Raw genomic sequence first — 12,956 nt, forward strand, 5'->3', positions numbered from 1 at the left:
CTCCCTCCGCGCCCTACGCGGAGGGAGCCGTACCACTGCCCGCGACCCGCGCCAGCCGCCGGTAGGAGTCCAGGAGCGCCTCGCGGTCGTACGTGCTGGTCGTGACCAGGATCTCCTCGGCGCCCGTCTCCTTCAGGACCGTCTCCAGTTCGTGGGCGACCTGCTCCTCGGTGCCCGCGATGTGGCCGGTGAGGCCGGACTCGTAGAAGCCGCGCTCCTTCGTCGTCATCGTGAGGCCCTCGACGCGGTCGGCGGGCGGGAGGGGCGGGAAGGTGCCGTGGGTACGGGAGTACGCCATCGACCAGGCCTCCGGGATCAGCAGGCGGCGGGCCTCGTCGGGGGTGGCCGCGACCGCGACCGTGCCGGAGATCACGACGTACGGTTCGGCGGCCCAGGGGGAGGGGCGGAAGTGGCTGCGGTAGTGGTCGATGCCGCGCCGCATCTTGTCGCGGTTCCTCAGGTCACCGATGACCATCGGCAGGCCCGCGCGGGCCGCGATCCCGGCACCCTCGCCCATGGCCAGCACGAACGGCGGCACGGTCAGGCCCTCGGCGGGGCGGGCCCGCACCCCCGTCGGGGAGGTGCCGCGGAACCAGCCCAGCAGCTCCTGAAGCTGTACGGCGAAGTCGTCGGCGTCGTCCTTGCCGCGCCCCAGCGCCTTGCGCACGCCGTCGGTGAAGCCGACCGAGCGGCCCAGGCCCATGTCGATCCGGCCGGGGAAGAGGGACTCCAGGACGCCGAACTGCTCGGCGACGACCAGGGGTTGGTGGTTGGGCAGCATCACACCGCCGGTACCGACCCGGATCGTGTCGGTGGCGGAGGCCACAGCGGCGGCCAGGACTGTCGGCGCGGAGCCGGCGACCCCCGGGACCCCGTGGTGCTCCGAGACCCAGAAACGGTGATAGCCGAGACCTTCTAGCTCCCGCGCCAGCCGGACGGTGTCCTGGAGAGCCTGCGCGTTCGTGCCGCCCTCGCGGGTCCGGGAGCGGTCGAGGACGGAGAAGCGGGTGGCGGCGATCAGGGAACTCACACGGGGTTCAACGCGTGCGGGCGCCAGGCATTCCCGGACGGGCGGCGCGGAAAACCGGGTGACCGGCATCCGCGCAGGTCAGCACAATGGGCGGGTGACCGTCCAGAACATCCTGCTCTCCGGCATCGTCGGCTCGACCGCGTACGGACTCGCCCGCGAGGGCTCCGACGTGGACCGGCTCGGCATGTTCGCCGCGCCCACCGCGAGCCTGCTCGGCCTGCACACCCCGAGGGAGTCCCACGTCACCACGGCACCGGACCGCACCCTGCACGAGGCGGCGAAGTGGTGCCGGCTCGCCCTCGGCGGCAATCCCACCGTGATGGAACTGGCGTGGCTGCCGGACGAGCTGTACGAGGTGCGCACCCCGCTGGGCGACGAACTCATCGGCATCCGGGGGGCGTTCCTCAGTGCCCAGCGGGTCCGGGACGCCTATCTCGGGTATGCCGGCCAGCAGTTCAGGAAGCTGGAGAGCCGCGCGGGCGACCACCGCACCGCCAAGCACGCCCGGCATCTGAAGCGGCTCTGCCACCAGGGCCTGGAGCTGTACACCACCGGACGGCTCACCGTGCGGGTCGAGGACCCCGAGGAGTACCACCGCTTCGGTGACTCCGTCGCCGCCGATCCGGCCTCCGCCCGGTCGCTGCTCGCGCACTACGAGAGCGCCTTCGCCGAGACCCGCAGCGCGCTGCCCGACCGGCCCGACGAGGCACCGGTCGAGGCGTGGCTGCTGCGGGTGCGGGCGGAGTTCTACGCCACGGCGGCGTGAGCGTGCGCGTCGGCGCCCTCGTGGTCGCAGGTGTCGTCGACGCCGTACGTCTCCCAGTCGGGGAAGGGGTCCACGAGCGGTTGACTCTCGTCCGGGGCCATGAGGCAAGCGGTGAGTGCCGCGTGCAGCGCCTCCGGCTCCAACTGCGTGCCGATGAAGACGAGTTCCTGCGCGTAGGGCGCCTCGCTGTCCCGGGCCGCGGACGGCTCGAAGCGGGCCACGGCACCGGCCTGTGACCACAGGCCCGTCACGTGCGGGCGGCTGGCCAGGGTGAAGAAGCCCTTCGAGCGGAGGATCCGCCCGTACGCTCCGCTGTCCATGCCCTCGGTGACGAAGTCCCACAACCGGACCGGGTGGAAGGGGAGTTCGGAGCGGAAGACAGTCGAGGAGACGCCGTACTCCTCGGTCTCGGGCACGTGCTCACCGTTGAGCTCCTGGACCCAGCCGGGTGCCTGCTGGGCGCGTTCCAGGTCGAACAGGCCCGTGCCGAGGACCTGTCGGAGGTCCACGCGGGAGTGCTCGGCCTCGATGATCCGGGCGGCCGGGTTGAGCCGTACGAGAGCCGCCCGCAACCGGGCCGCCGCCTCCGCGTCGACCAGGTCGAGCTTGTTGAGGACGAGGACGTCCGCGAACTCGATCTGGTCGACCAGGAGATCGCTGACCGTGCGTTCGTCGTCCTCGAAGGGGGCGAGGCCGCGCTCGGCGAGTTCGTCGCCCTTCTCCAGCTCGGGCAGGAAGTCGGCCGCGTCCACGACCGTGACCATGGTGTCGAGCCGGGCCACGTCCCCGAGGGTGGCGCCGTCGTCGCGGGCGAAGGCGAAGGTGGCGGCCACCGGCATGGGCTCGGAGATGCCGGACGACTCGATGAGCAGGTGGTCGAAGCGGTCCTCGCGGGCCAGTCGGTCCACCTCTTCGAGGAGGTCGTCGCGCAGGGTGCAGCAGATGCAGCCGTTGGTCATCTCGACCAGGCGTTCCTCGGTCCGCGACAGCGCGGCCGCACCGCCGCGCACCAGCGCCGCGTCGATGTTGACCTCGCTCATGTCGTTGACGATGACGGCGACCCTGAGCCCCTCGCGGTTCGCGAGGACATGGTTGAGGAGCGTCGTCTTGCCCGCTCCGAGGAAGCCGGACAGGACGGTGACGGGCAGGAGGCGGTCGTACGGCACGCGGTCCTCAGCCCTCGGGGCGCAGCAGGCCGCGCTCGTACGCCTTGACCAGGTTCTGCGGGACGAGATGGGCGACGCCGTCGACGGTGACCGGCACCAGCTGGGTGGTGGTCGCCTTCCACTGTGAGCGGCGGTGGCGGGTGTTGCTGCGGGACATCTTCCGCTTGGGGACGGCCATGGCGGGATCCTCCTCGGTGGCGGGGTGGGCACCGAGGACGCTACATGAAAATGGATCCCATTAACAATCAGCGGCGGCGACGGGACCGCACCCTCGCCTCCCGCGGCGGCTGGATGAACTGGAGCTCCAGCGTCAGCGGTGGCTCGGCGACCCCCGGGCCCCCGGCCGCCGCCCACCGCACGACCTCCTCGGTGGCCTCGTCGTCCGTCACGAACCCGATCCACGCGGCCTTGCCGCCCGCCCGGCGCCCAGCGGCTGACGGCCGTACGACGATGACGTTCGCCTGGTCGCAGGGGCCCAGGCAGTCGGTCGTACGGACCTGGAAGCCGTGCTCGGCCGCTCCGGCCCGCAGCAGCTCCAACTGCCAGGCGTGGTCGGTGCCGGGGTTCTTGCGGGCGTCGCCGCAGCAGCAGCCCCGGCAGACGACGAGGGTGCAGGACGCGGAGCCGGTCAGGAACGTGCGGGGTGTCGAGGACATGGGAGAAGCATGCGGCTTGCGCTGATCATGAGGTGCGGGCGGGGTGCGTGGGGGTGGGGTGCGGCTGGGGCGCCTTCGGGGCGCCGTCGGGGTGCCGTCGGGGTGCCGTCGGGGTGCCGTCGGGTGTCTAGAACTCCGGCTCCCACGGAACGACCCGGTAGTCGCCCGTGCCCTGCCTGACCTTCTCGAAGGGCGCTGAGCTCACGCACCTGGGCAGGTCGGGCGTCTCCACCGGCGTACCCGTCGCGGCCCAGCTGTAGCCGAGCCGGTCGTGGCGGCCGAGGTCGTGGACCGTGACGCCGACCCGCTTCCCCTTGGCGCCGGGCAGGTCCGAGTCGGTGATGACGCCCGAGACGACCGCCACCTTGCCGCCGGTCACGAGGCAGTCGACCTTCGCCTTCGCCCAGGCGCCGTCACCGTGGAGGTAGTGACTCCACTCGAAGGTCCCGGTCGCCTTGAGGGGGTCGTCGTCGTCCTTCGCCGCCAGATGGGCGTCGAAGGAGAACGTGACGTCCTCCGCGGTCGACCGGGACATCTTCGCGGTGCCGGTGAGGGCGGCGGCTTCCCGCCGGCCGTCACCGGAGGCGGCCGCCGAGCCCGCCACCGCGGCGGTGAGCAGGAGCGTGGCACCCAACACAGCAGTCTTCGTACGGCGGTTCATGCCGGTCCTTTCGGTGGGTTGATCGGACGTCTCCCACTCTCCCGGCGCCGCGCCCGCGCCACATCACGCCACGGACGGCATCGGACGTCCGCCCCGGGTCGGGAGGGCGTCCGATGCCCTGCGTCCTGAGGAGGACCCCTGAGTACGACCGAGGTCGCGCATCGGCTCGTCTAGAAGCGCGCCCCCACGTTCGTCCCGTTGCGCGGTACGAGGAACGCCGGTGCCGAGGGGAGCGAACCGTCGGTCGCGCGAGGCCCGGTGACGGCCGCCGGGTCCGTGCTCAGTACCGACGCGGCGTTCCAAGTGCCGCCCAGATCCCAGGAGTTGCCGCTGGAGACGGTCGCCGAGCCGAGGGCGGCCGCTTTCGGGTCGGCGACCGACAGGTTCGCGGTCATCCGGGCCTTGCCGCCCGACACGTCGGCGTCGAAGCCGGTGCCGCCGTTGGCCCACGTCGAGTTGCGGGTCAGGACGAGCGCGCCGGTGTTGCCGTTGTCGGTGAGGCCGTGCGCGGCGTTCTTGAAGGCGATCGAGTTGCGCACGGTGTGGGCCACCGCCGGTGCCGGAGTGCCGCCGCCGAGCTTGAAGCCGTTGCCGTCGCCCGCGAAGTCGGGGAAGTTCCAGCGGTTGAAGCCGTTGCCGTAGGCGAGCGCGTTCTCGATCAGGATCGGCGAGGTGAACTTCCAGGCGTCGAAGCCGTCGTCGACGTTGTTCCACAGCCGCGCGCCCCGCACCACGTTGCCGGTGCCCGAACCCTCCTTGATGGCGAGCCCGTCCGCGCTCTCGCCGTTCTTGCGCGGGTCGCGGTTGGCCCAACTGTCCAGGTTCAGGATCTGGTTGTCGCTGGAGGCGCCCTGGAGCTGGAACCCCGACTCGTAGTTGTCGTGGGTCCTCAGGCGCGCGAAGACATTGCCTACGCAGCCGTCGCAGTACACCCCGTAGGGGCCGTTGACGATCTCCAGATCCGAGATCCGCCAGTACGACGCCTCCTGGTGGATCGCCCCGCGTTCGGCCCGCGGGATGCTGCCGCCGACCGGGGTGTGGCTCGCGGCCAGTTGCTCGCCGTCGATCACGACCCGCTCGCCCTGGTAGGCGCCCAGCGAGATGGGCTGGGACGCGGTGCCGGACGTGGCGATGGTGATGTTGTCCGTGAGCGCGTACGTGCCGGCGCGTACGGCGATGGTGTCGCCGGGCTTCGCCAGGTCGACGGCCCGCTGGACCGTCCGCAGCGGCTGGGCGAGGGTGCCCGGCGCGGTGTCGTTGCCGTTCGTCGCCACCACCAGGGTGGTCGGCGCGGCGGACGCCTGAGGCGCCGGTAACGCCAGGGCCGCGCCCACCAGTGCCGCCGTCCAGATCGCCTTGTTCACACGCATGGAGTCTCCCGCCTCGTCCCGACCGCTGTGTCGAGGGGCAGTGGTCACCAGGAGCGGGAAGGTTGCCGGGTCTAGGGTGGGGACGTGACCGACAGCGACAAGCGCCCGATCGCCGTGTTCGACCTGGACAACACCCTGGCCGACACGGGCCACCGGCAGCGGTTCCTGGAGCGCAGGCCGCGCGACTGGGACGCCTTCTTCGCGGCCGCGCCCGAGGACCCGCCGCTCCCGGAGGGCGTCGCGCTGGTGCTGGCGAGCGCGGAGGAGTGCGAGATCGTCTACCTCACCGGACGGCCCGAGCGCTGCCGGCGCGACACGCTCACCTGGCTCGCCGCCCAGGGGCTGCCCGAGGGGCGCGTGCACATGCGGCGCAACGACGACCGGCGGCCCGCCCGGCGGACCAAGCTGGAGATCCTCAAGCGGCTGGGGCGGACCCGGGAGATCCGGGTCCTGGTGGACGACGACGAACTGGTCTGCGCGGACGCGGAACAGGCCGGGTTCGCCGTCGTACGGGCACGCTGGACCGCCCCTTCCGCCGAGCTGAAGGTGGCGCAGGAGCGGGAGGGGCGGACCTGAGCGCCGTCAGTCGGACTCTTCGAGGCGGAAACCGACCTTGAGGCCGACCTGCCAGTGCTGGACCTGCCCGTCCTCGATCTGCCCCCGCACCTGGGTCACCTCGAACCAGTCCAGGTTGCGCAAGGTCTGCGAGGCGCGGCTGATGCCGTTGCGGATCGCCTGGTCCACGCCGTCGGGCGAGGTGCCCACGATCTCGGTGACCCGGTAGGTGTGGTTCGACATACGGATGCTCCTCTCCGCCGTGACAGCGGTGTCACGGGTCACTCCACCGTGCCCCAGCCCGCGACGGAACGCGAGCCGTCCGCAGGCACCCTCTGCCAGACTGGCCCGATGTCAGCAGTCGCGTTCACCAAGGCCGCACCCGTCGTTCCCGTCCGCGATATCGACGCCGCCCTGGAGCGGTACCGGCGTCTGGGCTTCGAGGCCCGCGCCTATGACGGTCCGGACCGCTACGGCTTCGTCGAGCGGGGCGCCGTCCAGGTCCACCTCACCGAGTCGCCCGACCACGACCCGCTGCGCACCGGGGCCGTCGTCTACCTGTACGTGAGCGACGCCGACGCCGTCCACGCCGAGTGGCGGGCCGCCGGTGTCGAGGGTCGCTTCACCGAACCGGCGGACACCCCCTACGCGCTGCGCGAGTTCACCTTCGTGGACGTCGACGGCACGGCGCACAGGGTCGGTTCGCCGTAGCGGCCTCTACCGTGGGCCCATGGACGGCATGCCTCGCGACACTTCTGCCCCCGACACCCCGAATCCGCTGCGGTCGCTCACCTTGGAGCAGCTCCGGCGGCGTACGAGCATGAAGTGGCGGACGTACCCCGAGGACGTACTGCCGTTGTGGGTCGCCGAGATGGACGTCCCCCTGGCCGAGCCGGTCGTGCGGGCCGTCCAGGAGGCACTGGCGCTCGGGGACACCGGGTATCCGGCCGGGACGGCGTACGCCGAGGCGCTCGCAGGGTTCGCGGCCGGGCGGTGGGGCTGGGACGGGCTCGCGGTGGAGCGTACGGCGATCGTGCCGGACGTGATGCTGGGCATCGTCGAGATGCTCAAGCTGGTCTCCGGGCCGGGTGACCCGGTGGTCGTCAACTCGCCCGTGTACCCGCCCTTCTACGGGTTCGTCGAGAACATGGGCCGCAAGGTCGTCGAGGCCCCGCTGGGCGCGGACGGCCGGATCGACCTCGCGGTCCTGGAGGACACCTTCGGGCGGCTCCGCGGGGACGCGGGCCGCCCCGCGTATCTGCTGTGCAGTCCGCACAACCCCACCGGGGCCGTGCACACCGCCGACGAGCTGGCGTCCGTGGCGGCGCTGGCACAGACGTACGGCGTACGGGTCGTGGCCGACGAGATCCACGCCCCGATCACGGCGGCGGGCGCGACCTTCGTGCCCTACCTCGCCGTGCCGGGCGCGGAGAGCGGGCTGTCGCTGATGTCGGCCTCGAAGGCGTGGAACCTGGCCGGGTTCAAGGCGGCCGTGGCCGTCGCCGGACCCGAGGCGGCCGACGACCTGGCACGCCTTCCCGAGGAGGTCGGCCACGGTCCCAGCCACGTCGGCGTCATCGCCCACACCGCCGCGCTCAGGGACGGTGGCGCCTGGCTCGACGCCCTGCTCGGCGGCCTCGACGACAACCGCCGCCTGCTGGCCGCTCTCCTTGCCGAGCACCTGCCCGCCGTGCGCCACGAACCCTCCCAGGCCACGTATCTGGCCTGGCTGGACTGTCGGGCGCTGGACCTGGACGGCGACCCGGCGGACGTCTTCCTGGAGCGCGGGCGGGTCGCCCTGACCTCCGGCATCCCGTTCGGCACGGGCGGCTCGGGCTTCGTCCGGCTGAACCTGGCGACCTCTCCCGAGCTGATCACCGAGGGGGTCCGGCGGATGGCTGCGGCTGTGGGGTGATGGTGGGGGGTGCGAGGCGCGCTCGGCGACAGGGCGCGGTCCCCTGTCCGCCTGTCCCGCGACGCTGCGATTTGAATACTGAAACCGATCGGTTTATCGTGACGATGAAACCGGTCGGTTTCCGTTGGGGGCGCGGCCCGGACCGTGATCCGCGGGAGCCGTCGTCACGAACCAGCTGAAGGATTTCGCGCCATGAACGGAACCAATCCCTTCCGCGTACTGCGCGCGAAACCTCTGTGGATCGCCAGCGGCGCCATCACCGGTGTTCTCGCGCTGCTGTTCGCCGTGCTGTACGTCGGCGCCAACATCGACCCGGCCGGTCACATGAAGAACCTGCCGGTCGGTCTGGTCAACGCCGACAAGGGGGCCGAGGTCGGCGGCAGGCAGGTCAACCTGGGCGCCCGGATCACCGACTCGATCGAGAAGTCCACCGCGGGAGGGGGCAAGGTCGACTGGAAGGTGATGGACGAGCGGGAGGTGAAGGAGGAACTCGGCAAGGGCAAGCTGTACGGCGCGCTGGTCGTACCCGCCGACTTCACGGCCTCGGTCACCGCCCTGACCGGCACCACGGCCGCCGGAACCCCGGTCCGGCCGGAGCTGACGGTGCTCACGAACCAGTCCGCCGGCAGCCTGGGCTCCAGTCTCGCGCGGGTCGCGACGACACAGGCGGCCGCGAGCTCCTCGCTCCAGGTGGGCAAGGAACTGACCGCGCAGATCGGCGCCCAGCAGGCGAAGCTGCCCCCCGCGGCCCGTGTCCTGCTCGCCGATCCGGCCGCCGTCACCGTGCAGGACGGCCACCCGCTCGACTCGCACAGCGGCCTGGGACTGACGGCGTTCTACTACGCGCTCGCCCTCGTGGTCGTCGGCATGCTCTCCGCCAACGTCATCAGCGGCCAGGTCGACCACAGCCTCGGTTACACCCACAACGACCTGGGCCCGCTGCGTCTGCACCGCCCCCTGATCCGGGCGACCCGGGTGCAGACCCTCGCCATCAGCAGCACCCTCATGGCGGCCCTGTCCCTGCTGATGGGCACCCTGGTCATGGTCGGGGCGGTCGGCCTCATGGGCATGGACGCCTCCCATCTGCCGCTGCTGTGGCTGTACTCGGTGTGCGCCGTCGCGGTCTCCGGGATCGGCGCGCTCACCCTCCTCGCGGTGTTCGGCACGCCCGGCATGCTGGTGGCCACGCTGGTCTTCATCGGAATGGCGGTACCGACGGCCAACGCCACCACGCCGATCCAGGCGCTGCCCGGCTTCTACCGCTTCCTCGCGGAGTTCGAGCCCCTGCGGCAGATCGCCGACGGCATTCGCGCGATCCTCTACTACGACGCGCAGGGCGACGCGGGTCTGACCCGGGGCTGGGTGATGATGGCCGTCGGCCTCGTGGCGGCCGCGCTGTTCGGCCTCGGCGTGCTGGGCTGGTACGACCGCAAGGGGCTGCACCGCATCCCGGCCGAGACGGACGCCGAGCCGAAGGCCACCCCGGTGTGACCCGTGGAAACCGATCGGTTTTCATTTCGTCCGATTCGGGTTACCCTCACGGCATGACCACCGAAGCGAAGCCGACTTCCAGAGAACGCCTGCTGGCGGCGGCGGCCACGCTCAGCTACCAGGACGGTGTCCATATCGGCGTCGACGCGCTGTGCCGGGCGGCGGGAGTGTCGAAGCGCTCCATGTACCAGCTGTTCGAGAGCAAGGACGAACTGCTCGCGGCAAGCCTGAAGGAACGCAGTGCCGCATTCGTGGCCACCCTCCTGCCCCCGGCGGCCGACGGGCGCTCCCCCCGCTCCCGGATTCTGCACGTCTTCGAGCAACTGGAGTCGCAGGCGGGCGCGTCCGCCTTCCGGGGCTGCCCGTACCTGGCCGTGCAGATCGAACTGAAGGACCAGAGCCATCCCGCGAGCCAGGTGGCACACCGGATCAAGGCGAAACTGACGGCCTTCTTCCGTGCCGAGGCCGAGCGCGGCGGCGCGAGCGACCCCGGTCTGCTGGCCCGGCAGCTGATCATGGTCTTCGACGGAGCCAGCGCCCGCGCGGGGATCGGCGCCGACGCGATGACGGGACTCGTCGCCCCCACGGTGGTCACCCTGCTGGACGCGGCAGGCGTGCGCTGACGCCTCGCCCTTCTGGCAGGCTTCCGGGCGGCCTCGTCTACGGCGCGGTGAAGAGCAACGGGAAGCGCAGGCCCAGCCACGGTTTACGGCCCCAGACGACGACCTTGGCGCGGGCCATGGCGGTGGGGGCGGTCCAGCGGCCCAGGGCGAGGAGGAGGAAGGCGACGGGGTCGATGGCTATCGTGCAATCGGGGCGCCGGGGCGGGGTGTCGGTCACCGTGGGCACGCCGTCCGCGAAGGTGACGGCGAAGCGGGCGCTGCCGATCCGCAACAGATAGCACGCGTGGTGGCCGACCGCGTCGGCGTTCACCGCGCGCGGCATGGCCTGTCGCATGAAGGGCAGCGTGAGCGCGACCATGTCCCGGTCGACCATGTGGGGCCCGCGCAGCGCGACCGCGATGTCGTAACCGTGCCCGAGCAGGTGGGTCAGCAGATACGAGCTCAGGGTGGACAAGTCCATCGGCCCCATCGGCGTCAGCACCGCCTCCCGCGGGTCACGGCCGGCCGCGGCCTCGACGAAGGCCCGGGCGGTGACGGCGATTTCCGCGCCGAGGACCGCCGGATCCCGCTGCGGGAAAAGGTCGAGTGCGGCACGGTTGGCCGCCGCGAGACCGCTGGGCGTCCCGTCGCCGTACGGCCGGACCTCGCCCGCCCCGATGTCCGCCATCAGTTTCCCCGCCAGCGCGAGATGCGCCGCCGCTTCCCCCACCGTCCACTCCGCGCCCGGCAGCGGTGTGCGCGGGTCGGCCCCCGCTTCCAGCAGCTCGGCGATCCGGTCGGCGGTGGCGACGATGGCATCCTCGGGTGTCATGAACGCGATCGTGTACGGGCTCGGACGTGCTGTCCAGTGCCGTGCCGATCCGGCGTGCAGACCGTGTCGATCCCCGGCTGCTCTCAGCCGATGGGATGCGGCTGTCTGTTCCTCGCTCGCCGTCAGTCGCGGACGGTGGTGGAGCCGGACGGCGACCACGCGGGCGTGTCGATCGGCGAGTAGTGCGTGTCCTTGCCGTCCAGCCGGACCATACGGCGACTGGCGCGCTCCTGGATGGGGGCCAGGTTGCCCACACCCGACAGGGTGCTCATCCCGCGGCGGTAGGGCCCACTGCTTCCGTACTTGCTCTGCGGAAACCGGGCGGTTTACAGTGGCGTACGTGAGGATTGTTGAACGATCCTCGCACTGCCTGTCTGTCGCCTGTCTATCGCCTGAATGTCGCGTATGGCGCGCTTGGATAGCTTGGATTGAGAAGGGACCGATATGAGCCGGAGCGAGATGAGCGTGCCCCCCTCCGTCCAAGAGGCGGTACACGCCTGCGCGGTGCGCGCGGCGCAGGGTTCGGCCGTCCTGGCGCGGGCCTCGGACGCGGAGATCGACACCGCGCTGCGGGCCATGGCGGAGCGGCTGCACACGGCACGCGACGTGCTGACGGCGGCGAATCAGGACGACCTGCGATCAGCCGTCTCGAGCGGGATGTCGGCGGCACTGCAGGACCGCCTCCGGCTGACCGGCCCCCGGCTCGAGGACATGGCCGCGGCGTTGCGCACGCTGGCGGACGTGCCGCACGAGCCACGGGACAGGGTGCTCGAGGAGCGTCCCGACGGCCTGGTCCTGCTGGAGCGCCGCCGCCCGGTGGGGGTCATCGGCGCGAACTTCGAGGCCCGTCCGAACGTGACACTCGACGTCGCCTCCCAGTTCCTCAAGTCCCGCAACGGCGGCGTACTGCGCACCGGTTCGGCGGCCCTGCGCTCCTCCCAGGCCCTGGTCACCCATGTGATCACGCCCGCCCTCACCGAGGCGGGACTGAACCCGGACGCCATCCAGTTGGTGCCGAGCGAGGACCGGGCGGCGGCGTACGCGCTGGTGTCGCTCCCCGAGACCGTCCCCCTGGTCATCCTGCGCGGCAGCGGCGACAGCACCCGGGAACTCGGCCGCGAGGCCGCCCGCCACGGTGTGCGCACGCTGGCCCACGCGGACGGCGGCGGAGTGCTGTACGTGGCCCGGGACGCCGACGAGAAGCTGGTGCACGAGCTGGTCACCAGCAGCCTGGACCGGCTGGGCGTCTGCAACCGGCTCAATCTGCTCCTCATCGACCGGGCCGCCCACGACGCACTGCTGCCGGGCATCCTGAAGACCCTGGAGGACCTGGGCATCGCCGCGTCGCTGCCGCCACATGCCCACGCGCGTGGTTACGAGTGGTCCCTGGACTCCGAGCGCGCGGCCACGGTGACGATCGACGCGGCGGACGGCCCGGCCGACGCCGCGCGGATCGCCAACGAGGAGACCTCCGGACTGGCTGCCGCCATCGCCACCCACGACCCGGACACCGCGGCCCGGTTCATGGACGCCTACGGCGGCTCGGGCGTCTTCTGGAACTGCACGACCCGCCTCCTCGACGGCTTCAAGCTCCTGCGCCTACCGGAAACCGGCATCAACATCGACCGCGTCCCCGGCCCCCGCGGCCCCGTCACCTACCGCGACCTGTATCTCCGCCAGTACGTCGTGCGACCGGCGGCGTCCCTGCACGGGTGAGCCGACGCCGCATCGACCGCTCATGTGAGTTCGCGAAGGATGCCCAGCGGTCGAGCCGGCGTCCTCCGGGTCGGTGTTGAAGGCGAGCGGGATGCCCGGTCGAAGGTCGATGAGCACGTTGCCGACCCGTTCCAGCGGGACGGTGGTCTGCGGGAAGAGCCGGACGCCGGCTCCGATGATCGCGACCCCGAAGGGG

16 protein-coding genes are annotated in these 12,956 nt (G+C 71.6%); 7 read left to right on the forward strand and 9 right to left on the reverse strand.

Annotated features, from left to right (window positions below; translation table 11 throughout):
* Nucleotides 1-13 precede the first annotated feature (13 nt).
* Nucleotides 14-1,030 (reverse strand): LLM class flavin-dependent oxidoreductase, encoded by a 1,017-nt coding sequence (locus AC2XR2_RS39030; RefSeq protein ID WP_491517675.1) that lies wholly within the window; start codon nucleotides 1,028-1,030, stop codon nucleotides 14-16.
* 94 nt (nucleotides 1,031-1,124) lie between these two features.
* Between AC2XR2_RS39030 and AC2XR2_RS39035 the strand changes: the two genes are divergently transcribed.
* A complete protein-coding gene (locus AC2XR2_RS39035) occupies nucleotides 1,125-1,796 on the forward strand; it encodes a nucleotidyltransferase domain-containing protein (RefSeq protein WP_330262937.1) in 672 nt (223 codons plus the stop codon).
* Here the strand turns inward: AC2XR2_RS39035 and AC2XR2_RS39040 are convergent.
* The 5 genes from AC2XR2_RS39040 to AC2XR2_RS39060 form a co-directional block, all read right to left on the reverse strand.
* Entirely contained in the window at nucleotides 1,778-2,962 is a 1,185-nt protein-coding gene (locus AC2XR2_RS39040) for a GTP-binding protein (RefSeq protein ID WP_381297176.1), read from the reverse strand. The two genes, AC2XR2_RS39035 and AC2XR2_RS39040, sit on opposite strands and share 19 nt — an antisense overlap.
* 7 nt (nucleotides 2,963-2,969) lie before the next feature.
* On the reverse strand, nucleotides 2,970-3,140 hold the full coding sequence (gene rpmF, locus AC2XR2_RS39045; RefSeq protein WP_381297175.1) for a 50S ribosomal protein L32: 171 nt from the start codon (nucleotides 3,138-3,140) through the stop codon (nucleotides 2,970-2,972).
* A gap of 67 nt (nucleotides 3,141-3,207) precedes the next feature.
* A complete protein-coding gene (locus AC2XR2_RS39050; RefSeq protein WP_330262934.1) occupies nucleotides 3,208-3,618 on the reverse strand; it encodes a (2Fe-2S) ferredoxin domain-containing protein in 411 nt (136 codons plus the stop codon).
* Nucleotides 3,619-3,745: 127 nt separating this feature from the next.
* Nucleotides 3,746-4,279: a Repetin gene (locus AC2XR2_RS39055; protein WP_491517676.1), complete on the reverse strand. Its 534-nt coding sequence runs from the start codon at nucleotides 4,277-4,279 to the stop codon at nucleotides 3,746-3,748.
* 170 nt (nucleotides 4,280-4,449) lie between these two features.
* Complete coding sequence (locus AC2XR2_RS39060) at nucleotides 4,450-5,649, reverse strand: right-handed parallel beta-helix repeat-containing protein (protein WP_491517677.1); 1,200 nt, start codon at nucleotides 5,647-5,649, stop codon at nucleotides 4,450-4,452.
* Nucleotides 5,650-5,733: 84 nt separating this feature from the next.
* On the opposite strand from AC2XR2_RS39060, the gene AC2XR2_RS39065 reads away from it, so the two are divergent.
* On the forward strand, nucleotides 5,734-6,225 hold the full coding sequence (locus tag AC2XR2_RS39065) for a phosphatase domain-containing protein (RefSeq protein WP_491517678.1): 492 nt from the start codon (nucleotides 5,734-5,736) through the stop codon (nucleotides 6,223-6,225).
* Between the two features lie 6 nt (nucleotides 6,226-6,231).
* Here the strand turns inward: AC2XR2_RS39065 and AC2XR2_RS39070 are convergent, their stop codons facing one another.
* Nucleotides 6,232-6,447, reverse strand: coding sequence for a dodecin (locus tag AC2XR2_RS39070; RefSeq protein ID WP_020135180.1), 216 nt, complete (start codon nucleotides 6,445-6,447; stop codon nucleotides 6,232-6,234).
* A gap of 108 nt (nucleotides 6,448-6,555) precedes the next feature.
* Between AC2XR2_RS39070 and AC2XR2_RS39075 the strand changes: the two genes are divergently transcribed.
* The 4 genes from AC2XR2_RS39075 (at nucleotide 6,556) to AC2XR2_RS39090 (ending at nucleotide 10,233) form a co-directional block, all read left to right on the forward strand.
* Complete coding sequence (locus AC2XR2_RS39075; RefSeq protein WP_491517679.1) at nucleotides 6,556-6,915, forward strand: bleomycin resistance protein; 360 nt, start codon at nucleotides 6,556-6,558, stop codon at nucleotides 6,913-6,915.
* Nucleotides 6,916-6,943: 28 nt separating this feature from the next.
* Complete coding sequence (locus AC2XR2_RS39080) at nucleotides 6,944-8,119, forward strand: MalY/PatB family protein (protein WP_491518578.1); 1,176 nt, start codon at nucleotides 6,944-6,946, stop codon at nucleotides 8,117-8,119.
* Nucleotides 8,120-8,311: 192 nt separating this feature from the next.
* Nucleotides 8,312-9,610 (forward strand): SNG1 family protein, encoded by a 1,299-nt coding sequence (locus AC2XR2_RS39085; RefSeq protein WP_491517680.1) that lies wholly within the window; start codon nucleotides 8,312-8,314, stop codon nucleotides 9,608-9,610.
* 53 nt (nucleotides 9,611-9,663) lie between these two features.
* On the forward strand, nucleotides 9,664-10,233 hold the full coding sequence (locus AC2XR2_RS39090) for a TetR/AcrR family transcriptional regulator (RefSeq protein ID WP_491517681.1): 570 nt from the start codon (nucleotides 9,664-9,666) through the stop codon (nucleotides 10,231-10,233).
* A gap of 37 nt (nucleotides 10,234-10,270) precedes the next feature.
* Here the strand turns inward: AC2XR2_RS39090 and AC2XR2_RS39095 are convergent, their stop codons facing one another.
* Both AC2XR2_RS39095 and AC2XR2_RS39100 read right to left on the reverse strand, forming a co-directional pair.
* The gene (locus AC2XR2_RS39095) at nucleotides 10,271-11,044 is read right to left on the reverse strand and encodes a maleylpyruvate isomerase family mycothiol-dependent enzyme (RefSeq protein WP_449351954.1); all 774 of its coding nucleotides are present in this window, start codon (nucleotides 11,042-11,044) and stop codon (nucleotides 10,271-10,273) included.
* 122 nt (nucleotides 11,045-11,166) lie between these two features.
* Complete coding sequence (locus AC2XR2_RS39100; RefSeq protein ID WP_491517682.1) at nucleotides 11,167-11,316, reverse strand: hypothetical protein; 150 nt, start codon at nucleotides 11,314-11,316, stop codon at nucleotides 11,167-11,169.
* A gap of 187 nt (nucleotides 11,317-11,503) precedes the next feature.
* Between AC2XR2_RS39100 and AC2XR2_RS39105 the strand changes: the two genes are divergently transcribed.
* The gene (locus AC2XR2_RS39105; RefSeq protein ID WP_491517683.1) at nucleotides 11,504-12,760 is read left to right on the forward strand and encodes an aldehyde dehydrogenase family protein; all 1,257 of its coding nucleotides are present in this window, start codon (nucleotides 11,504-11,506) and stop codon (nucleotides 12,758-12,760) included.
* Nucleotides 12,761-12,956 lie beyond the last annotated feature (196 nt).

The sequence above is a fragment of the Streptomyces sp. LS-MS-L19 genome (assembly GCF_058382285.1).

Coding starts and splice junctions, on each gene's coding strand:
- AC2XR2_RS39090 (WP_491517681.1), top strand. CDS start 9,664: ATGACCACCGAAGCGAAGCCGACTTCCAGAGAACGCCTGCTGGCGGCG.
- AC2XR2_RS39060 (WP_491517677.1), bottom strand. CDS start 5,649: ATGCGTGTGAACAAGGCGATCTGGACGGCGGCACTGGTGGGCGCGGCC.
- AC2XR2_RS39055 (WP_491517676.1), bottom strand. CDS start 4,279: ATGAACCGCCGTACGAAGACTGCTGTGTTGGGTGCCACGCTCCTGCTC.
- AC2XR2_RS39105 (WP_491517683.1), top strand. CDS start 11,504: ATGAGCGTGCCCCCCTCCGTCCAAGAGGCGGTACACGCCTGCGCGGTG.
- AC2XR2_RS39095 (WP_449351954.1), bottom strand. CDS start 11,044: ATGACACCCGAGGATGCCATCGTCGCCACCGCCGACCGGATCGCCGAG.
- AC2XR2_RS39085 (WP_491517680.1), top strand. CDS start 8,312: ATGAACGGAACCAATCCCTTCCGCGTACTGCGCGCGAAACCTCTGTGG.
- AC2XR2_RS39050 (WP_330262934.1), bottom strand. CDS start 3,618: ATGTCCTCGACACCCCGCACGTTCCTGACCGGCTCCGCGTCCTGCACC.
- AC2XR2_RS39075 (WP_491517679.1), top strand. CDS start 6,556: ATGTCAGCAGTCGCGTTCACCAAGGCCGCACCCGTCGTTCCCGTCCGC.
- AC2XR2_RS39080 (WP_491518578.1), top strand. CDS start 6,944: ATGCCTCGCGACACTTCTGCCCCCGACACCCCGAATCCGCTGCGGTCG.
- rpmF (WP_381297175.1), bottom strand. CDS start 3,140: ATGGCCGTCCCCAAGCGGAAGATGTCCCGCAGCAACACCCGCCACCGC.
- AC2XR2_RS39100 (WP_491517682.1), bottom strand. CDS start 11,316: ATGAGCACCCTGTCGGGTGTGGGCAACCTGGCCCCCATCCAGGAGCGC.
- AC2XR2_RS39070 (WP_020135180.1), bottom strand. CDS start 6,447: ATGTCGAACCACACCTACCGGGTCACCGAGATCGTGGGCACCTCGCCC.